At 69.6% G+C, this 21033-nt stretch carries 16 protein-coding genes; 11 read left to right on the top strand and 5 right to left on the bottom strand.

The annotated features are described in order from the left end of the window. Both HC031_RS17355 and HC031_RS17350 read left to right on the top strand, forming a co-directional pair. Positions 1 to 298 (top strand): YeeE/YedE thiosulfate transporter family protein (locus HC031_RS17355; protein WP_167926363.1); only part of this gene is annotated, 298 nt, incomplete at its 5' end. 415 nt (positions 299 to 713) lie between these two features. Next, the gene (locus tag HC031_RS17350) at positions 714 to 3821 is read left to right on the top strand and encodes a S8 family serine peptidase (protein WP_167926362.1); all 3108 of its coding nucleotides are present in this window, start codon (positions 714 to 716) and stop codon (positions 3819 to 3821) included. Positions 3822 to 3915: 94 nt separating this feature from the next. Here the strand turns inward: HC031_RS17350 and HC031_RS17345 are convergent, their stop codons facing one another. Continuing rightward, the gene (locus HC031_RS17345; protein ID WP_338090707.1) at positions 3916 to 4551 is read right to left on the bottom strand and encodes a TetR family transcriptional regulator; all 636 of its coding nucleotides are present in this window, start codon (positions 4549 to 4551) and stop codon (positions 3916 to 3918) included. A 98-nt stretch (positions 4552 to 4649) separates the two neighbouring features. Between HC031_RS17345 and HC031_RS17340 the strand changes: the two genes are divergently transcribed. The 7 genes from HC031_RS17340 (at position 4650) to HC031_RS17310 (ending at position 12758) form a co-directional block, all read left to right on the top strand. Continuing rightward, positions 4650 to 6236, top strand: coding sequence for an acyl-CoA mutase large subunit family protein (locus HC031_RS17340; RefSeq protein ID WP_167926385.1), 1587 nt, complete (start codon positions 4650 to 4652; stop codon positions 6234 to 6236). 46 nt (positions 6237 to 6282) lie between these two features. After that, positions 6283 to 6897: a biotin transporter BioY gene (locus HC031_RS17335; protein ID WP_167926360.1), complete on the top strand. Its 615-nt coding sequence runs from the start codon at positions 6283 to 6285 to the stop codon at positions 6895 to 6897. After that, positions 6894 to 8507, top strand: coding sequence for an acyl-CoA carboxylase subunit beta (locus tag HC031_RS17330; RefSeq protein ID WP_167926359.1), 1614 nt, complete (start codon positions 6894 to 6896; stop codon positions 8505 to 8507). The genes HC031_RS17335 and HC031_RS17330 overlap by 4 nt, the downstream gene beginning before the upstream one ends. Beyond that, the gene (locus HC031_RS33185; RefSeq protein ID WP_167926358.1) at positions 8504 to 8746 is read left to right on the top strand and encodes an acyl-CoA carboxylase epsilon subunit; all 243 of its coding nucleotides are present in this window, start codon (positions 8504 to 8506) and stop codon (positions 8744 to 8746) included. The genes HC031_RS17330 and HC031_RS33185 overlap by 4 nt, the downstream gene beginning before the upstream one ends. Before the next feature lie 121 nt (positions 8747 to 8867). Then, the gene (locus HC031_RS17320; protein WP_205862857.1) at positions 8868 to 10634 is read left to right on the top strand and encodes an ATP-binding protein; all 1767 of its coding nucleotides are present in this window, start codon (positions 8868 to 8870) and stop codon (positions 10632 to 10634) included. 350 nt (positions 10635 to 10984) lie between these two features. Then, the gene (locus tag HC031_RS17315; RefSeq protein ID WP_167926356.1) at positions 10985 to 11212 is read left to right on the top strand and encodes a hypothetical protein; all 228 of its coding nucleotides are present in this window, start codon (positions 10985 to 10987) and stop codon (positions 11210 to 11212) included. A gap of 409 nt (positions 11213 to 11621) precedes the next feature. Next, positions 11622 to 12758: a hypothetical protein gene (locus tag HC031_RS17310; RefSeq protein ID WP_167926355.1), complete on the top strand. Its 1137-nt coding sequence runs from the start codon at positions 11622 to 11624 to the stop codon at positions 12756 to 12758. Positions 12759 to 12810: 52 nt separating this feature from the next. Here HC031_RS17310 and HC031_RS17305 read toward each other — a convergent pair whose 3' ends face one another. Next, positions 12811 to 13416, bottom strand: a complete 606-nt coding sequence (locus tag HC031_RS17305) for a cadmium resistance transporter (RefSeq protein WP_338090705.1) — start codon at positions 13414 to 13416, stop codon at positions 12811 to 12813. A 110-nt stretch (positions 13417 to 13526) separates the two neighbouring features. Continuing rightward, positions 13527 to 15281 carry a putative bifunctional diguanylate cyclase/phosphodiesterase gene (locus HC031_RS17300; protein ID WP_338090704.1) on the bottom strand — a complete coding sequence of 585 codons (1755 nt, stop codon included), beginning with the start codon at positions 15279 to 15281 and terminating at the stop codon, positions 13527 to 13529. Between the two features lie 616 nt (positions 15282 to 15897). Here HC031_RS17300 and HC031_RS17295 point away from each other — a divergent pair. Next, positions 15898 to 18072 (top strand): phosphocholine-specific phospholipase C, encoded by a 2175-nt coding sequence (locus HC031_RS17295; protein ID WP_167926354.1) that lies wholly within the window; start codon positions 15898 to 15900, stop codon positions 18070 to 18072. Positions 18073 to 18281: 209 nt separating this feature from the next. On the opposite strand, the gene HC031_RS17290 is transcribed toward HC031_RS17295, so the two are convergent. Both HC031_RS17290 and HC031_RS17285 read right to left on the bottom strand, forming a co-directional pair. Next, on the bottom strand, positions 18282 to 18974 hold the full coding sequence (locus tag HC031_RS17290; RefSeq protein WP_167926353.1) for a response regulator transcription factor: 693 nt from the start codon (positions 18972 to 18974) through the stop codon (positions 18282 to 18284). Beyond that, on the bottom strand, positions 18971 to 20227 hold the full coding sequence (locus HC031_RS17285) for a sensor histidine kinase (RefSeq protein ID WP_167926352.1): 1257 nt from the start codon (positions 20225 to 20227) through the stop codon (positions 18971 to 18973). Before HC031_RS17285 ends, HC031_RS17290 begins: the two co-directional genes overlap by 4 nt. Before the next feature lie 341 nt (positions 20228 to 20568). On the opposite strand from HC031_RS17285, the gene HC031_RS17280 reads away from it, so the two are divergent. Continuing rightward, positions 20569 to 21024, top strand: coding sequence for a DUF6220 domain-containing protein (locus HC031_RS17280; RefSeq protein WP_167926351.1), 456 nt, complete (start codon positions 20569 to 20571; stop codon positions 21022 to 21024). Positions 21025 to 21033: the final 9 nt, after the last annotated feature.

Genomic DNA, 21033 nt, shown 5'->3' with positions numbered 1-21033 from the left:
GGACCTGCGCATGCTGTTCGCGTTCGCCGGTGCCGTGGCGATCATCGTCGTCGCCTTCGCCGTACTGCGGGTCCGCCGCACACCCGGACGGATCCACGCCGGCGTGATACCCGGCGCGGTGCTGTTCGGCACCGGCTGGGCGATCTCGGGTGGCTGCCCGGCGATCCCGATCGTGCAGGTCGCCAGCGGATACCTTCCCGCCTTCATCACGATCGCCGGCATCGTCCTCGGCATGCGGCTCTGCCGCTGGGCCAACACGAAGTACTTCCACCTCGACACCGGATCCTGCGGAAGGTAGACGGGTCGGGCAGCCGGACGGCCCGCACGGTAGTCCTCGCGGGCGATCGCCCCGTGCGCGAAGAACACCCGATTCGACCGGGCGCGCTGGCTCCGGGCTTTGCCCTGGGTACCCCGGAGCCAGCAGCCGCCGGGCGAACGTGACCCCATGGTCGCGGTCGCTTCATGTATCGGTTGCGTCGTGCCAAGCCTGCGTGTACTCGCGCCCAGCCAGCGTCAGCGTCACGCACCGATCATCCCGGCCGGCACTGCTCCACGAAACCCCAGCTCACCCGCACGAACGACGTTCTGGCACCTACACGTTCGACGCAGGTCATCGTCGCATCTAAATACCCGCGCGGTGACTAGTAATCGATGTCCATCACGTGTAGAAGTCAGTAACCGCCCCGCATCAAGCGGGCGTGGGAGGAGTTGAGATGAGTTCCAGACGTGTCCTGCGTTTCGCAGTGGACACCCGGCGAGGCATCCGCCTCGCCGGCATCGGTTTCGTGGCCACAAGCCTTGCCGCGCTCGGCGCCGCCTCACCGGCGGGCGCCGCCACCCCCGCCCATCGGTTCACGCCGGCGCCTCCCGGCTCGACCGTCGCCCATCAGCCGCTGGGCCTGAGTAATGCGCAGGCCACCCTGATGGTGCAGTTGGCCGGCGACCCGGTCGCCGTCGCTGACGCCGACGCGCCCGCGCCGCTGACCAGCAGCGAGAAGCAGGCGCACAAGAACCGGTTGAGATCGCAGCAGACCCCTGTCGAGCAGCGCGTCCGCGACCTCGGCGGCACTGTGCTCGGCAATTACCAGTCCGCGTACAACGGCGTCAAGGTGCGCATGTCGGAGCGCCAGGCGGCCTCGCTGCTGAGCATGCCGAACGTGGTGGCGGTGCACCGGATCCAGACGATGAAGCCGGACAACACCAAGGGCGTTCCACTCATCGGCGCGCCGGAAGCGTGGGCCGGCCTCGCCGGCTTCCACGGTGAGGGCATCAAGGTCGCGGTGATCGACACCGGTATCGACTACACCCACGCCGACTTCGGTGGTCCGGGCACGCCCGAGGCGTACCAGAAGGCGCACGCGACGGAGACCGCGCCGGCCGACCCCGCGCTGTTCGGTCCGAACGCACCCAAGGTCAAGGGCGGCATCGACCTCGTCGGCGACAGCTACAACGCCGACCCGAGCAGCCCGGACTACCAGCCGGTACCGCACCCGGACCCGAACCCGCTCGACTGCAACGGGCACGGCACGCACGTGGCCGGCACCTCGGTCGGCTTCGGCGTGCTCGCCGACGGTACGACGTACCACGGCCCGTACAACGCCACGACGGTCAGCGGCAACTCGTGGACGGTCGGGCCGGGCGTCGCGCCCAAGGCCGACCTGTACTCGATCCGCGTGTTCGGCTGCCAGGGCTCCACGGACGTCACCGTCGACGCGATCGACTGGGCGGTCGACCACGGCATGGACGTGATCAACATGTCGCTGGGCTCGCCCTTCGGCACCGCTGACGACCCGAGCGCGGTGGCCGCCGCGAACGCCGCCCACGACGGCGTCATCGTCGTGGCGTCGTCGGGCAACTCCGGGCAGAACCCGTACATCACCGGCTCGCCGGCCTCCGGCACCGGCGTGATCAGCGTGGCCGCGAACGACCCGACGCCGAGCTTCCCGGGCGCGCACGTGGCGCTGAGCACCGGCAGCACCGTCGACGCGATCGACGCGAACGGCTTCGCCCTGCCCGGCACCTCGCTGCCGGTGAAGGTGCTGAAGACGCCGAGCGGCGGCATCTCGCTCGGCTGCGACCCGCAGGAGTACGTCAACGCGGGCGTAACCGGAAAGCTGGTCGTCGTCCAGCGCGGCACCTGTGGTCGGGTTTCCCGCGCCATCTACGGCCAGCAGGCCGGCGCGGCAGCGGTCCTGATGGTGAACACCTCGAACAGCCTGCCGCCTTTCGAGGGTCCGATCACGAGCAACCCGGACACCGGCGAGGCGTACACGGTCACCATCCCGTTCCTCGGCGTCAAGAGCAGCGACGCTGCCAAGTTCGTCGCGGCGGATGGCGGCACCGCGTCGCTCTCCGCGTTCAACCTCGACAACCCGACCTACCTCGCCCCGGCGGACTTCACCTCGGGTGGCCCGCGCACGGGTGACAGCTGGCTCAAGCCGGACGTGACCGCGCCCGGCGTGAGCATCGCCTCGGCCGGCGTCGGCACCGGCAACGGCTTCGAGGTGCTCTCGGGTACCTCGATGGCGGCGCCGCACACCGCGGGCATGGCCGCGCTGGTGCGCCAGGCCCACCCGACGTGGAAGAAGGTCCAGTACTGGAAGGCCGCGATTGTGAACACGGCCGACTCGGGCAAGGTGGCCGGCTACACCACGCGGGTCGCCGGTTCCGGGCTGATCCAGGCGGTCGGCTCGACCCAGACCCAGGTCGTCGCCGAGGGCGACAAGGGCACGGCGACGCTGAACTACGGCTTCGCGGAGCTGGGCAAGGACTACAACGTCGAGAAGACGGTCAAGCTGCGCAACTTCAGCGACAAGCCGGCCACGTTCACCGTGGGAACCGCGCGGGACGCGGGCAGCCCGCACACCATCGGGTTCGACAGGTCTCAGGTGACGGTCCCCGCTCGCGGTGACGCCGAGGTGCAGGTCACCCTGCGCGTACCCGCGGCCACCGCCGGCGACTCGAGCAAGTTCAACGACGTGGCCGGCCTGGTCCGGTTCACGCCGAAGAACGGCGGCAACAACGGCGTCGCGCTGTCGGTTCCGTACTACCTGGTGCCGCAGGCGGTCTCCAACATCAACACGGAGATCGACACCAAACAGTTGGCGCGTACGGGCGCCGCGACCGCGACCGTGACCAACAAGAAGGGCGCGACCACCGGTACGGCCGACTGGTACGCCTGGGGCCTGACCGACGGCAAGGACAAGGGCCTCGGCTCCAACGACGTCCGCGCGGTCGGCGCGCAGGCCTTCGACGGCGGCCTGGCGTTCGCGATCAGCACCTACAACCGCTGGTCGAACGCGGCGACGAACGAGTTCGACGTGTACGTCGACGTGAACGGCGACGGGGTCGACGACTACGCCGTCGTCGGCGTCGACTACGGCGCGATCACGGCCGGCTCGAACGACGGCCGGATGGCCACGGCCGTGTTCAACCTGCACACGGGCGCCGGCTCGATCGAGTTCCTCGCCGACGCGCCGTACGACAGCAGCACGATCGCGCTGCCGGTCCTGACAAGCCAGCTCTGCGACGCCGGCTCGCCGTGCCTGTCGAAGGACAACCCGCGGCTGCGCTACCACGTCACGTCGTTCGGCCTGACCGACAACACGTCGGACACGGTTGACGGCACGGCCACCTTCAACGCGTTCACGCCGGCGGTCAGCACCGGCATGTTCGACACCGTCAAGCCGAACACGTCGGCGACGGAGAAGGTGACCCTGAACGCCACCGAGTTCGCGAAGTCGCCGGCCCTCGGCCTGATGGTCGTCAGCCACGACAACCGCAGCACCGACGAGGCGCAGCTCATCTCCGTCCGGAAGTAACAACCAACAACCAGCGGCGGCCGCCTCGACCAGTCGAGGCGGCCGCCGCTGCCGTTACGATGACCGGATCCGAGGCTGCGCCCCGGTAGCTGCCCTAACCGGCGCTCGATGGGCCTTGCCGGCTACTACGAACGATCAGCGGCGCCATAAGGTCGGAGACCGTCGCCACTGCGGCCTCCAGGGCAGGGCGGGGGTCCTTGGCTCCCCCGGACCGCAACCACTCGCGAAGCACCTGGTTATGGGCGGCGACAAAGGACGCGGCCGCGATATGGGCAGCAAGGGCAGCCTCGGAGGTGTCGGGCAGCCTGCTTCGCAGGTAGTCACTCAGGACCCGCTCGTACTTGGCGACACTGGCAACCTCGCGGTCGCGGAGAGCGGACACCTCGCGAGTGAGGCGGTAGCGGGCGATCGTCCGTTCGGGCGTTTCCATGAAGCTTTCAAAGATCAGCCTGGTCGCCTCGGCCACGGCGAAGACCGGCTCGGTCTTCGTTGAGGCACCGAGGTACCAACGCACACGGTCCAGGACCGAGTCGTGATCGGGGAAGATCACGTCTTCCTTCGAGGGGAAGTGCCGGAAGAACGTGCGCCGTGCGACCCCCGCCGCCCTCGTGATGTCGTCGATGGTCGTGCTCTCGTACCCCTGGTCGGCGAACAGCGCGAACGCCGCTCGCGCCAGGCGATCGCGGATGGATTCGCTGGTCGGCGCGGCGGATGGGACGGCGGGGTACACAGCGGGACGATAGCACATACGGCCGAAATGAGTGCCAGATCACAGGCACGGAGTGATTGTTGCATGGCACTTAGTGCCACTACGGTACGGGTGTGTCCATACCCCCTGCTGCCCGCAGCGAGTCCGGCCTTCCCATCGCACCGGTCTACGACGAGTCTTCACGCAACGGCTTCGATCCGGAGGCCAAGCTGGGCGAGCCGGGGAAGTATCCCTTCACCCGCGGTGTGTACCCCACGATGTACACCGGCAAGCCGTGGACGATGCGCCAGTACGCCGGGTTCGGCACGGCCAAAGAATCCAACGAGCGCTACCACCAGTTGGTCAAGGCCGGCACGGGCGGGCTGTCCGTGGCCTTCGATCTGCCGACCCAGATGGGCCACGACTCGGACGAGCCGATCGCGCACGGCGAGGTGGGCAAGGTCGGCGTGGCCATCGATTCCCTCGATGACATGCGCACGCTGTTCCAGGGACTGCCACTGGACAAGGTCAGCACCTCGATGACCATCAACGCGCCGGCATCAACGCTGCTACTGCTCTACCAACTGGTGGCCGAGGACGAGGGAATCGCCGGGCACCAGCTCACGGGCACGATTCAGAATGACGTGCTCAAGGAGTACATCGCCCGGGGCACCTACATCTACCCGCCCAAGGCTTCGCTGCGCCTCATCAGTGACATCTTCGCCTACTGCCGCAACGAGATTCCCCGCTGGAACACGATCTCCATCTCCGGCTACCACATGGCCGAGGCGGGTGCCACGCCCGTGCAGGAGATCGCCTTCACGCTGGCCAACGCCAAGGAGTACGTCCGCACGGCCATCGCGGCCGGGCTGGACGTCGACGACTTCGCGCCGCGATTGTCGTTCTTCTTCGTCGCCCGGACCACGCTGCTGGAGGAGGTGGCGAAGTTCCGCGCGGCGCGGCGGATCTGGGCGCGCGTCATGCGTGAGGAGTTCGGCGCGAAGAACCCCAAGAGCCAGATGCTGCGCTTCCACACCCAGACCGCCGGTGTTCAGCTGACCGCGCAGCAACCCGAAGTCAACCTGGTACGGGTTGCCCTGCAGGGGCTCGGGGCGGTTCTGGGTGGGACACAGAGTCTGCACACGAACTCCTACGACGAGGCCATTGCGCTGCCGACGCAGAAGGCCGCGCGCCTGGCGCTGCGCACCCAACAGGTCATCGCCTACGAAACGGACGTCACCAAGACGGTCGACCCGTTCGCGGGGTCCTACGTCATCGAGGCGATGACCGACGACCTGGAGGCTGCCGCGGTGGAACTGATCCAGGCGGTCGAGGACCGTGGTGGCGCCGTGGCGGCCATCGAGCAGGGCTTCCAGAAGAGCGAGATCGAGCGCTCCGCCTACCGGACCGCGCTCGAGATCGACCGGGGCGAGCGGACGGTGGTGGGCCTGAACCGGTTCGCGCTGGACGAGGAGGAGCCGTACGAGCCCCTTCGGGTCGACCCGCAGATCGAGGTCGACCAGTGCGAGCGGCTTGCGGCGCTGCGCAAGGAGCGCGACAACGACGCGGTCGCCCGCGCCCTCGACCAGCTGCGCGCCGCAGCGTCGGGCAGTGACAACGTCCTCCTGCCCATGCGGGAGGCGCTGCGCTTGCGAGCGACGGGCGGCGAGGTCAGCCACGCCCTGCGCGATGTGTGGGGAACGTACGTCCCGCGCGACAGCTTCTGACGACGCCGGGAGCTCCTCCTTCACCTTCACAGACAAGGACGAACCGATGACGACCGCGCTCAGCCTTCCTACCCGGTTGCCTGTACTCGCCGAAGCCGCCCTGCCGAGGGTGCTGACACGGGCCGGTGTCTCGGTCCTGTTGGGTACGGCGTTGACCGCTCTCGCCGCTCAAGTCGTCGTTCCGATACCGGGCTCGCCGGTGCCGGTGACCGGGCAGACGTTCGCTGTGCTGCTGACCGCCGCCGCCCTAGGCCCGGCGCGCGGCCTGGCCAGCCAGGTGCTCTACCTGGCGCTCGGCGCCGCCGGACTGCCCGTGTTCACGCAGGGTGCTCACGGTGTGCAGGTCCTGTTCGGCGCCACCGGCGGCTACCTCGTCGGCTTTCTGCTCGCCGCGCTCGTCGTGGGCGCCGGCTCGCGTCGCGGCACCGACCGGACGGTGCTGCGCGAGCTGGCCGTCATGACGCTGGCGTCAGCGACGATCTACGCGTGCGGCGTCAGTTGGCTGGCCATCGTGACCGGCATGGGGCTGGTCAAGGCGGTCGCCGTCGGCGTCGCGCCCTTCCTTCTCGGTGACGCCCTCAAGGCGCTGCTGGCCTCGAGCCTGCTTCCGGCTACCTGGAAGCTGGTCACCCGGCTCGACTCCACCGGGCACGCGCGATGAGCGCGGAAACGGTCTCGGTAACGGAGGCTGGGTTCGACATCCACACCACCGCCGGCAAGCTGGCCGACCTCGGCCGGCGCATCGACGAGGCGGTACACGCCGGGTCCGCCCGGGCGATCGAGAAGCAGCACGCGCGCGGGAAGAAGACCGCCCGCGAGCGCATCGAGATGCTGCTGGACGAGGGATCGTTCGTGGAGCTCGACGAGTTCGCCAGGCACCGCAGCACCAACTTCGGGCAGGAGCAGAACCGCCCGTACGGCGACGGCGTGGTGACCGGGTACGGCACGGTCGACGGCCGGCCGGTGTGCGTGTTCGCGCAGGACTTCACCGTCTTCGGCGGCTCGCTGGGCGAGGTCTTCGGCGAGAAGATCGTCAAGGTCATGGATCTGGCGATGAAGACGGGCTGCCCGGTCATCGGGATCAACGACTCCGGTGGCGCTCGCATCCAGGAAGGCGTGGTGTCCCTGGGCCTTTACGGCGAGATCTTCAAACGCAACGTCCACGCCTCGGGCGTGATCCCCCAGATCTCACTGATCATGGGGCCGTGCGCCGGTGGTGCGGTCTACTCCCCCGCGATCACCGACTTCACGGTCATGGTGGACCGGACCTCGCACATGTTCATCACCGGGCCGGACGTCATCAAGACGGTCACCGGTGAGGATGTGGCCTTCGAGGACCTCGGCGGCGCCCGTGCGCACAACACCAAGTCGGGCGTCGCGCACTACATGGGCCACGACGAGGACGACGCCATCGAGTACGTCAAGACGCTGCTGTCCTACCTGCCGTCGAACAACCTGGAGGACCCTCCCGCGTTCGACGTGGACGTCGACGTCAACGTCGTGGACGCCGACACTTTTCTCGACACGGTCATCCCCGACTCGGCCAACCAGCCCTACGACATGCACACCGTCATCGGGCACGTCCTCGACGACGGCGAGTTCTGCGAGGTCCAGCCGCTGTTCGCCCCGAACATCATCTGCGGCTTCGGCCGGGTCGAGGGCCGCTCGGTCGGGGTGGTGGCCAACCAGCCCATGCAGTTCGCCGGCACCCTCGACATCGACGCCTCCGAGAAGGCCGCGCGCTTCGTGCGCACCTGCGACGCGTTCAACCTCCCGGTGCTGACGTTCGTGGACGTGCCGGGTTTCCTGCCCGGCACCGGCCAGGAGTGGAACGGCATCATCCGCCGCGGTGCCAAGCTCATCTACGCGTACGCCGAGGCCACCGTCCCGAAGGTCACGGTCATCACCCGCAAGGCCTACGGCGGCGCGTACGACGTCATGGGCTCCAAGCACCTCGGCGCGGACATCAACCTCGCCTGGCCCACCGCCCAGATCGCGGTCATGGGCGGCCAGGGTGCGGTCAACATTCTCTACCGCAAGGAGCTCAAGGCGGCAGCCGAGCGGGGCGACGACCTGGCCGAGGCCCGCCAGCGGTTCATCACCGAGTACGAGGACACCCTCGCCAACCCTTACGTCGCCGCCGAGCGGGGATATGTCGACGCGGTCATCCCACCGTCGTACACCCGCTCCGCCGTCATCAAGGCGCTGCGGATGCTGCGAACCAAACGTGAAACGCTGCCGCCCAAGAAGCACGGGAACATCCCGCTGTGAGCGGCGCCGATGACCGGCGACCGGCCGCAACGGCGCGGCCGGTCGCCCTCGTACGCGGTGACGCCACCCCCGAGCAACTCGCCGCGGTGATGGTCGTGCTCGTGCGCGCCGCGGAGTCGGCGAAGGTGAAGGATCCTGCTGCCCGCCGCGCCTCGCTGTGGAGCGAACGTGCCCGCCTGGCGCGCCGACCGTCGGGGCCCGGTCCCGGTGCCTGGCGAAATTCGGCCCTGCCCTGCTGACCGCGGGAACGGCTGCGCGCATGCCTGTCGTGCTGCGGCGTTTCGAGGTCAGCGCTACCGCAATCGTCGAACCCGTCGAGCCGCTCGGCTTCGACTCTGACTACGCCATGGAGCCACCATGCTGAAGAAAGTGCTGATCGCCAACCGTGGCGAGATCGCGGTTCGCATCGCCCGTGCGTGCAAGGACAGCGGTATCGGGTCCGTCGCGGTCTATGCGGACCCCGACCGCGACGCGTTGCACGTCAAGGTCGCCGACGAGGCCTACGCCATCGGCGGAGCGACACCCGCCGAGTCCTATCTGGTACAGCAGAAGCTGCTCGACGTCGCCCGCAAGTCCGGCGCGGACGCGGTCCACCCCGGCTACGGATTCCTCGCCGAGAACGCATCGTTCGCCCAGGCGGTCATCGACGCCGGGCTCACCTGGATCGGTCCCTCCCCCGAGGCCATCGACGCGCTGGGCGACAAGGTCAAGGCGCGGCACATCGCGGCCCGCGCCAACGCTCCCCTCGTACCCGGCACGCCCGACCCGGTCGCCGACGCCAGCGAGGTCGTCGCCTTCGCCACGGAGCACGGCCTGCCCGTCGCCATCAAGGCCGCCTACGGCGGGGGCGGACGCGGGCTGAAGGTCGCGCGCACCCTGGAGGAGATCCCCGAACTGTTCGAATCCGCCACCCGCGAGGCCGTGGCGGCGTTCGGGCGCGGTGAGTGCTTCGTCGAGCGCTACCTGGACAAGCCCCGCCACGTCGAGACGCAGTGCCTCGCCGACACCCACGGCAACGTCGTGGTCGTCTCCACCCGCGACTGCTCGCTGCAGCGCCGACACCAGAAGCTGGTCGAGGAAGCCCCCGCCCCGTTCCTGACCGACGAACAGCACGCCGAGCTGGTCCGCGCGTCCAAGGCCATCCTCAAGGAAGCGGGCTACCACGGGGCCGGCACCTGCGAGTTCCTCATCGGACAGGACGGCACGATCTCCTTCCTCGAAGTCAACACCCGCCTTCAGGTCGAGCACCCGGTCACCGAAGAGGTGACCGGCATCGACCTCGTACGCGAACAGTTCCGCATCGCGGCCGGCGAGCCCCTCGGCTACGACGACCCCGCCCCGATGCGACACTCGATCGAGTTCCGGATCAACGGCGAGGACGCCGGCCGGGGCTTCCTGCCCGCACCCGGCGTCATCACGCAGTTTCGTCCGCCGACCGGCCCGGGCGTGCGACTCGACTCCGGCGTCGAGGCCGGCGACACCATCGGCGGCGCCTTCGACTCGATGCTGGCCAAGCTGATCGTCACCGGCCGGAACCGCGCCGAGGCCCTGGAGCGTTCCCGTCGCGCATTGGCCGAATTCATCGTCGACGGCATGCCCACGGTGATCCCGTTCCACCGCGCGGTGGTCAACGACGAGGCGTTCGCCCCAGCCGACCCCAACCAGGCGTTCTCCGTCCACACTCGATGGATCGAGACCGAGTGGGACAACACCGTCGAGCCGTACGCCGGCACGGTGGCCGAAGCGCAGGTCAACGACGGCGAGCGGCAGACCGTCGTCGTCGAGGTCGACGGCAAACGGATCGAGGTCGTACTGCCGGGTGGTCTGGCCCTCGGCGGCGGCGCCACGCAGAAGAAGGCACCCAGGCGCTCCGCCAGCGGCAAGCTGAGCGCAGCCGTGTCCGGCGACGCCCTCACCGCGCCCATGCAGGGCACCATCGTCAAGATCGCAGTCGAGGAAGGTCAGACCGTCGAAGCCGGCGAGCTCGTCGCGGTCCTGGAGGCCATGAAGATGGAGCAGCCCATCAACGCCCACAAGGCCGGCACCGTCACCGGCATCGCCGCCGCCGTCGGCGACACCGTCCTCACCGGCGCCGTCCTCGTCGAGATCAAGGATGCGGCGCCGTGACGCGCGAGCACTTCGTACCGCCAGCAACAGAACCTCAGCGTGTCGCTCCGATGTCCCGCCACGGCAAGCTGGCCTGCGGCGGCCGGCCAGTCCTGCGCATCCGGTACGGGACACCGTGACGCCGGGGTCGTCGGGCCGTTCGCCCAGTTGGCACTCATCACGGTCACCCGGTTCGCGCGGCCGATCGAGGAACACGACAAGCAGCTAGCTTGGGCCAACGACTAAGGGTGACCATGTGAAGCCGGCGGGCGGCGCACGCCCACCCGCCCAGAAGCGCACGGGGTCCGACATACCCGGCAGGAAAGCGGGTAGCGGAGCTGCGTCAGGAACGCAGCCTCCAGGAGGAAGCGATGACCAGCACTCGCGAGACCGGACAGGTGACGGGAACCAAGGACAAGGACTACGACATCATCTGGTTCACCGAAGCGTGCCTGAGCAACGCCCTTCGGCTGGAGAACTACATTCAGGACGCCGAACGCGACGGCGACAGGGAGTTGGCCGACTTCTTCCGGCGAGCTCAGGCGGAGAGCCGTAAGGGTGCTGAGCAGGGCAAGCAGCTGCTGCGTTCGCGGATCTGACACTGATCAACGGCATCCGCAGCGGCGCCGTCTTGTCATCCCGCAGCGGCGGACATCCGGGCGGGCGGGTCCGTCGTAACGGCGCGCGGTGTAGGGGTCGACGAGGACGTCTCCACCATTGGTGACCGGAGCATCTCGCCGGTCACCATCCGGCCGCCATCGGCGTCACCTGGCCGGCTGCACGTGTTCCTGGGCATCGCCCCAGAGGCCGGCAAGGCAGGAGACCGACGGCCGGCAGCGCGGTTGACGGCCGCCGCCCGGCGCACGCCGGTTGCGACGAATTCACCGACACGTCACCAGTCGCTCCACCGCGTCGACCTCCGGTGTCGGGACAATGGCCGTCCGACGCCCGGCTTCCGCAGAGCCGGGGTCGCCGCACCGTCGCGTCGCACGCTGAAGGCAGGCCGCCGTGTCCGAGCCCGTCACCGAACCCGTTGCCGGCCCTCTCGCCGAGGTCGTCGCGGACGTCCTGTCGGCCGACGTGCCCGAGGCCGTCCTCGGCGAGGTCATCGCCGAACTGCTGCCCGCCGAGGGCCCGCAGGTGCTCACCGCCGACCCGGCGGAGGCCGTCTACGCCATCACCGAACTGGTCGAGGCCGCGACCCGGCAGGTGTTCGCTCCCGACCCGCTGGCCGACCCGGCCACCGCCCTCACCAACCCGCCGCCCGCGACGGAGCCGGCCGACCCGGCCGCGGCGGCCGCCGCCCGAGCCCGCGTCGACATCCGCCCGGTCGACACGCACGTCGACGTCGCCGCGGCCGTCAGCGTCCTCGACGCGGTCTTCGCCCCGGGCGCAGGGCACCACTTCTACCCGCCGAGCCTGCTGCGCAACCTGCTCGCCGCCGGCGCGCCGGTGCTGCTGGCGTGGGACGGCGATGCTCCCGTCGGCGCGGTGCTCGCGTTGCCGGGGTGGACCGCCGACGGCCGACCGCTGGTGCAGTCCGGCCCGATGGCGGTACTGCCCACCGCCCGCGGTCGCGGCGTGTCGGTGGCGCTGAAGTTCGCCCAGCGCGCCTGGGCGCTCGAGCGGGGCGTCACCGAGATCCGCTGGACGTTCGACGCGATGGCGGCGGTCAACGCCAACCTCAACCTCCGCCGGCTCGGCGCGACCGTGGAGGCGTTCCTGCCCGGTTACGAGGGCCTCCGCGACGCCGACAGCCCCACGCCGCTGCCCTACGACCGGCTGCTCGTCGCCTGGCGTCTCGCGGAGGAGCCCACCGGGTATGACGGCCACGCCGGCATCCAGGCCGAGCCGCTGTGGGCGGTCGCCGCCGACGACGGCCTGCCGGTGCTCGACCCGGCCTGGGCGGCCGCTCGCGCCGCGCTGGTCGCGGTGCCGGCCGACATCGCCGCGCTGCGCCGGGACGACCCGGCCGCGGCCAGCGCCTGGCAGCACGCGGTCGGCGGGGTGCTGCAGGAGGCGCTCGCGGCCGGCTGGCGGGCCGGCTGGGATCCGCGCGGCGGCTACCGGCTCACCGCACCCACCCACTGGCCGACGCACTCACCTACGCCAGCCAGACCGTCGGCCCCGGTGGCCGGCGTATGACACTGGACGAACGGTTGGCCGACATGCTGCGCCGGCACGGGCCCGACTCCGATCACTGCGGGTACGTCGCCGCTGCGGCGCGGGCGACGAGCAGCGTGCCGATCGTGAGGTACACGCCGGGCACCAACCAACGGGCAGAGCGTCCGGCGAGCGCTACGGCCGGCGGGTAGGAACCCAACCACCGTCCGGCCGCGCACCACATCGCCACCAACACGGCGAAGGCCCCGACCGCGACGACGCCTGCCCCGCGATTCATGGCGTGGAACATGGGCGTGTACACCGACAGGTTGTCAGCGCTGGTGGCGAGGGTTATCCCGGTGACCGAGCCGAGGCCGCCAGCGGCGGCCGGTGACGGTTGCCCGTGGCCGTTTCGACCCCGGACCGCCATGGCCAGGCCCCGCACGCCCAGTCCGAACGGGATCACACCCAGCAGGCCAACCCACCGGTCAGGCACGAGGCCCAGCCCCAGCGCGGCGACGGCCGATACAACCACCACCAGCGCGATGCCGGCATACTGGCCGACCCAGATCTGCCATGGCCGGGGCTGCCCGTTGGCCTTCGAAGCCAGAAACAGCACGGTCACGACGACAAAATCGTCGATGTTGGTGCCGGCGAAAAGTCCCGCCGCGGTGGTCATCGCGCCCAGCAGTCCCTTCACCACCGGTCAGCATAGGCGCGGGGACGCAGCCCAGCGACCGGACCGGGCCGGCCGTCAGCCTGCCGGCGCCGCTTCGCAGGTGGATGGCCAGCGCTTCGTCCGGCTGCCGGTTACCGTGGGCCACGGATCGGCGCGTCGGCGTACGCGATCGGCAGCGACAGGCTCTCGGGTGGCTGCGGCTTGCCGAAGTAGTAGCCCTGCAGCAGGTGGAAGCCCATGTCACGAAGCGTGTGCGCGGTGGCGAGGTCTTCAATGCCCTCGCCGACAAGGGTGAGGTTGAGGCTGCCGGCCATCGCGGCCACGGCAGCGACGATCGCCACGTGGGCCGGCGAGGCGTCCATGCGGGTGATGAATCCACGGTCGACTTTCAGCTCGTCGATGGGCAGCTCGGCGAGCAGGGCCAGGGAGGTGTAGCCGGCGCCGAAGTCGTCGACGGAGATGCGTACCCCGAGCTCGCGGATCGCCGACAGCCGGCGGGCGGTCTCGACCGGTTCGGTCATCACGAGGCTCTCGGTGACCTCGACGGTCAGCAGCGCGGCGGGCAGACCGTGGCGGGTCAACGCCGCGGTGATGACGTCGACCAGCCGGTCGTCGGCCAGACAGGCGGCGGAGACGTTGACCGACACCGGCACCGGCCGACCCTGGTGCAGCCATGCGGCCGCCTGGGCCACGGCCTCGTTGACGACCCAGTCGGTCAGGTCGACAACGACGTCGGAAACCTCGGCCTGGGGCAGGAACGCCGCCGGCGGCAGCAGTCCGCGTACCGGGTGCTGCCAGCGCAGCAGGGCCTCGACGGCGCGTACCTGTTCGGTGGCCCCGTCGACTTGCGGCTGGTAGTACAGCCGGAGTTGGCCCTCGGCTACCGCCGTGCGCAGCTCGGTGAGGATCTGCAGGTCCTCACCGAGCGGCATCGCGATGTCGTCGTGCCATACCCGCACGCCCGCACGGTGGCGCTTCGCGTCGTACATCGCCGCGTCGGCACGGCGCAGCAGGGTGGACAGGTCCCGGCCGTGCTCGGGCGCGCACGCCACCCCGACGCTGGCCTCGACCCCGATGCGCACCCCACCGACGGTGAACGGGCCGTGCACGAGGGTACGTAGTGCGCGGCCGGTCCACATCAGCTGGTCGACCACCGGCAGCTCGGCGACCTCGTCGGGGAACAGCCGGGCGACGTCGTGGGCGACGACGACGAACTCGTCGCCGCTGACCCGTACGACCGTGGCGCCTGCCAGTGGGGCCCGGCGCAGCGCGTCGCCGACGTGCCGCAGCAGCTCGTCACCGGCGTCGTGGCCGAGCGCGTCGTTGATCTCCTTGAACCGGTCGAGGTCAAGCAGGAACAACGCGACCGACCGGTCCGGCTCGGCCAGTACGCGGGGCACGTCGGTCGCCAGAACGCGTCGGTTGCCCAGGCCGGTGAGCGGGTCGTGGTGGGCGAGGTCGGCGTACCGGCCGGCCAGGTGGGTGAGCAACCGTTCGAGCCGGGCGATGCCCACCCTCCCGTCGGGCCAGGTGACGAGGACGTCGTCGGCGCGGTTGCCTTCCGGTCGGTCCAGCGCGCGTTGCGCGGCGACTTCGGCGTCGGTGTCGGCGTCCAGCCGCAGGGTGTCTCCGCCCACGAGCTCGCCGATGTGGTGGCGGGCCAGCAGCAGCCGACCAAATCCCAGCCGGCCGGTCAGTCGCAGGTCCAGCGCCACCCGACCGATGAGATGAACGCTGCCGTCCGTTGCCCGTACGGCCACTCCGGGCAGCGTCGCGTCGGTGCGCAGCGCCTCCTCGACCTGCGGTACCGGGGTCGACCACGGTACGGGCACGACTCTGGTCGCCAGCTCCCACAACCGGCGTGGCGAAGCACCACGATCCTCCACCGGCCCGTATCACCCCATATGTCGGTGCCGCGTCCGAGCGGCTGCCCTCTGCCGAGGTGAACGTCGGCACGGTGCGCCTCCGGTTGAGTGATCTTCCAGTGGGGCCTGCCACACCCTGGGCGGAAGCCCCAACGCAGCTCAGCCGCTGTTCACCTACCGGACCGGCACCACGGCTAATTTCCCCGGGCCAACATTTCCATTAGACGCCTTGCTATTTGACAGCATATAGCCGGCGTTCGATGACTGGAGCGGCGGCGGCTACGTAGGCAGCCACGACGGACTCCCGAAGGCTGACCCGGTTTTCGCCCGCCAGCCCCGCTGCGGACGGGCGTCCGCCGGGCACGCGCCGGCTGAGCCGTGCGGCTACGCCCGGCCGGACGCCGGCCTGGGCACCCGCACGGGCAGCGCCCACCGCCTGGACCACGCACCGGTTCACTGCCACGCTCATCGTCAGGAAAGCTGGCGCATCGGTCGCCCTGGTCGTGCGGGTCTGGCGCACCCGGCCAGGTAAGGGTTGCCCAATCGGCAATTCCGGTGTCGTCTTCTCGTCGCTTGAGAGCAAGACCGCGAGACCAGCGTGTGGAGGCACGTCCCCGCGTTTCGGAGGTCTCACGCGATGTCCAAACTATCCCGTAGACGTTTTCTCGGCGCCGCCGCTGCCGCAACCGGTGCGGCCGCCGTCGGCGCCGCGCTACCCGGCTCGATAGCCGCCGCAGTTCCCGGACCGAACACGGCTGCTCCGGTCGGCAAGGCGCATGGCGACATCCGAGACATCAAGCACGTCGTCGTCATCATGCAGGAGAACCGCAGCTTCGATCACTACTTCGGCACCCTCAAGGGAGTACGCGGGTTCGGTGACCGCTCGACCATCCTGCTCCCAGGTGGCAAGACCGTGTGGGAGCAGCCGGTGACGCCGACGGCCGGGGCCGCGACACAGTACCCGTGGCGACTGAGCGGAGCCAAGACCTGGAGTGGAGCGACGCCGCCGAGCCCCGAGGTCGGCGCCGCCAACTACGGCGGCACCAGCCACGGCTGGACCGACCAGCACGCCGCCTGGTACGGCGGGCTGATGAACGGCTGGTACTCCGCCAAGCACGGACCAACCACCCTGGGTTACCTGGACCGCCTCGACCTGCCGTTCCACTACGCCCTCGCCGACGCCTACACGATCGGCGACGCATACCACTGCTCCGTGCTCAGTGCGACCGGCCCCAACCGCACCTACCTGTGGAGCGGGACGATCAACGCCAACCAGACGCACGGCAGCTTCACCGCCTACGACGGCGGTGACGAGCGCGGCAGGTTCCTGCCCTGGGAGTCCTACGCCGAGACACTCCAGGCAGCGGGCGTCAGCTGGCGGGTCTACCAGTGCGCCGACGACTACGGCGACAACGGCCTGGAGTACTTCAACACGTTCGCCAAGCTCGACCCCACCCAGGGCGGGACGGCGGCTCCGGGCAACGTCTACTACGACAACGGCGTGAAGAACGTCCCCGAACCGGTCACCGGGCTGTCGGGCAACGCCGACAATCTCATCGCTGCGATCCGCGCCGACGTACTGGGCGGCACGCTGCCACAGGTCAGCTGGATCGTGAACAACCAGTTCTTCTCCGAGCACCCGGTCACGGCACCGAACAACGGCGCGTACTTCCTCCGCGGCGTCCTCGAGGCCCTCAACGCCGACCCGGATGTCTTCAACTCGACCCTGGTCATCATCAACTACGACGAAAACGACGGCCAGTTCGACCACGTCCCGCCGCCGATGCCGGCACCGGGCGAGGCGGACGAGTTCGTCTCCGGCACCCTCGGTTCGTACGGCGTCACCGCTCCCCTCCCGGTCGGGCTCGGCTTTCGCGTACCGCTCGTCCTCGTCTCACCCTGGACGCGCGGCGGCTGGGTGACCTCGGAGGTCTCCGACCACACCTCGGTCATCCAGCTTCTCGAGAAGTGGACCACCGCGATCGGCAAGCCGGCCATCTCGCCCCACATCAGCGCCTGGCGGCGCAAGGTCTGTAGCGACCTGACGGCCGCCTTCGACTTCACCGCGCCGGTCTACGGCCTGCCTGATCTTCCGGACACCGGACCGCTCATCCCGGAGGTTCGGTACACCCCGCTGCCGGGCGACAACACGATGCCGACCCAGGAGGCGGGGACCAAGCCCGCGCGCCCGCTGCCGTACCAGCCGAACGCCAACCTGGTCGGGTTCACCAGCGGGCCGTCCGGCGCCGTGGCGAATCTGACGTTCAGCAACGTGGCGCCGTTCGCGACCAAGGCGAGCCACTTCGCGGTATACAACAACCGGGCCGGGTTCCCGACGCTTTCGCAGTACCCCGCCGGGTTCCCCGGCCAGTACACCGTCGCTCCCCAGGCGACCGCGTCCGGAACCGGCACAGTGGGCGCCTCCGCCAGCGACACCGCGTACGACCTCACCGTCACCGGCCCCAACCGGTTCCTGCGCCGGTTCATCGGTGACCTCGCCACCGCCGGCAAGGACCTCGTCGTCGAGTCGACCTACTACGACGGCACGTCGACCCAGCAGCCGAAACTGAAGCTGTGGCTGCACAACAACGGGGATTCACCCGTGATGTTCACGATCACGCACAACAACTACATCTCGGACGCGCCCCAGACCGTGAACGTCGCCGCGCGCGGCAAGGAGGCGTGGACAGTGAGCCCGGTGCACGTCAGCGGCGGCTGGTACGACGTCACTGTCACCGCCGACCACGACCCATCCTGGTCGCAACGGTTCATCGGCCACCTCGAGACCGGAAAGCCCAGTATCACCGGCTGACGCGGCCCCCGCATCGACGGCTCGGCCCTGCCCGCTATGCACCGGCCACGAGCAGATCGTGCCGGAGTCCGCGGACAGGGCCGAGCGAGTGGTGCTCGCCGCTCCGATCAGGCTCCTCCCCCAAGGGTTGAGGGGGACACCGGCTGGTCAACCCGGCCACAGTCACGCGCTGGAACCGGCGGCTGGTCGGTCTCGTGCGTGCTTCCCGATCAAGGGCTGACAAGTCCCGTCTGATAGGCGATGACGACCAGTTGCGCGCGGTCGCGGGCACCGAGTTTCACCATCGCGTGGCTGACGTGGGTACGGGCGGTGGCCGGGCTGAGGAACAGCTCGGTGCCGATCTCGTCGTTGCTCAGGCCCTGTCCGACCAGGGCCAGCACTTCGCGCTCGCGCTGGGTCAGCACAGCCAGTCGGTCCTCTCCGGCCTGGGTGGCTGCTCGTTGCGCGGTGAACTGGGCGATGAGGCGTCGGGTGATCCGCGGTGCGAGCAGGGCTTCTCCGGCGGCGACGACCCGGATGGCATGCAGGAGCTCGGCCGGTCCGGCGTCTTTGAGCAGGAAGCCGCTGGCGCCGGCCTGCAGTGCCTCGAAGACGTAAGCGTCGGTGTCGTAGGTGGTGAGGATCAGAATTCGGACGTGCTGAAGTCCGTGTGTGTTGGCGATCTGGCTGGTGGCCTGGATCCCGTCGAGCTTCGGCATGCGGATGTCCATGAGCACGACGTCGGGGCGGGTGGCGCGGGCCCGTTCCACGGCCTCGGCGCCGTTGGTGGCTTCCCCTACCACCGTGATGTCGTCTTCGAGGTCGAGCAGAACCTTGAAGCCGGATCGCACGAGACCCTCATCGTCGGCGAGCAGCACCTTGATCGGAGCGTTTCCCGGCGGCGACTCGGCTGCTGCGGTCATCGGTGGGCCGTTCCGGTCGTCGTCGCCAGGGGCAGTCGTGCCTTGACTTCGAACCCGCCGCCCGGCAGGGAGCGGGCGACCAGGTCCCCGCCCAACAGCTGACAGCGCTCGCGCATGCCGACGATCCCGCGACCCGGCTCGGCCGCGCTGCCGGTGCCGTTGCTCGTCGGATGCTCGGCGGGTACGTGCGGTCCGACCGGGTCAGCACCTGGTGCGTGGCGGCGACCCTCGTCGCTCACGCGGACCTCCAGGACATCGATTCCGTAGTCCAGCGCCACCGTCACCCGGGTCGGTCCGACGTGGCGGATCACGTTGGTGATTGACTCCTGCAGGATTCGATAGGCGGCACTGCCCACCGCGCTCGGCGGTGGCGTCGTTGGCGACGTCGCCTCGACTGTGATGTCGAGTCCGGCATCGCGCGCCTTCGTGGCGAGTTCGTCGATCTGCTCCAGGCCCGGGTGCGGCACCCGCCCGTCGTCGGGATCACGAAGCACCCCGAGGATGGCCCGCATCTCCCGCAACGCCTGGGAACTCGTCTGCTCAATGGCTACCAGCGTCTCGCGCACCCGTTCCGGCCGCTTGTCGAGCACGTGCGCGGTGACACCGGCCTGGACATTGATGATCGCGATGGCATGAGCGACGGTGTCGTGGACCTCACGCGCGATCCGGAGCCGCTCGGCGTCGACTCGCCCCCGCGCTTCCTCTTCCCGGGTCCGTTCCGCCCGTTCCGCACGCTCCTGAGCTTCGGCTGCGATGAACCGCCGAGACCGGACCGACTCCCCGAGGGCAGCGCTCATGACCGACGCCCCGATCCGGAAGAAGACCCAGCCGATGGCGGCCCGCGGTTCGATGTCGGCGGCGGCGACCAGCCAGCTGATGGCCAGCACGGTGACAGCCACGCCGGAAAGCATCAGCGACCGGCGCCCGTCGCCGTAGGCGGTCAACGTGTACAGGGCGACGAAGAGTCCGAGCCAGCCGGGCCCGTCCGGGAAGTCGAAGCTGTAGTACACCAGGCTGGCGAGAGCGGCCGTGACGAACACCGGCACCGGCCACCGGCGGCGGACGGCAAGGACCACGCCGTTCACGATCAGCAGGACGTATCCAAGGTATCCGAGGTCGGTCAGCGGGCGGGACGCAGCGTGGTTGGGTTCGAGGGCGAGGGTGCCCTGAACCTGCATGACGGTGATGAAGAGCGCGAGCAGCACGTCCTGCGCCAGGACAGGCAGGCGGATCGACACGGCTCGGCCTTGCATACCGAGATCATAGGGCTCCCGCGCGGGTGCCAACTCCTGTCGGTCGCGCGACCGGCTACGACGACGAGCGTGGTCAGCCCCGGGTCACCTACGCAGATCTGCGTACATACAGCCATCCGCGGTCGGAGGACGCGCCCGCGTCGTCGACGCGATCATCACCTTCGTGAACCCACCACCCGAGGCGTCCACGACTGATGTGTCCTCACTCCACGATCGCCAAGACGCCACTGAAACGCCACCGCCGGGACCGCTGGGTGCACCGGCCACCGGGCGAGGGGCGGCCCGCCACTCGGGCCGAGTGGGCACACATCGTTTTTCAACCCACCTGAAGGAGCGGGTCCATGCGTAAGGCCTTCGCCGGACTGGCGACACTTCTGATGCTGGCTGTCGTAGTGCAGTTCTACTTCGCCGCGAGCGGCGCGTTCAGCACCGCGCCCAACGACGAGTCCTTCCGGCCGCACCGCGCGTTGGGGTACCTGATCTTCCTCTTACCCGTCCTGATGACCGTCGTCGCCGCGCTGACCCGGATGCCAGGGCGACTCATCGGGATGTCCGGTCTGGTCGCTGGGCTGACCATCGTCCAGGTTGTCATCGCGGTACTCGCCAAGGCATTCGGCGACGGCACGACAGCCGGCCAGCTCGTCTTCGGTCTGCACGCGGTCAACGGTCTGGCCATCATGGCGGTGGTCGGAAGGATCGTCCGGCAGGCGCGCGAGCTGTCGAGGCCCGCGGTATCCACGGGCGACACCGCTGAGGCCTCCGGATCGGCGGCGCGGCCCGCGCAGGCGGCCTCATGACGGCGGGTC

The sequence above is a fragment of the Planosporangium thailandense genome (assembly GCF_011947195.1).
Classification (GTDB): domain Bacteria; phylum Actinomycetota; class Actinomycetes; order Mycobacteriales; family Micromonosporaceae; genus Planosporangium; species Planosporangium thailandense.
This window is presented reverse-complemented; position numbering and strand designations above follow the sequence as displayed.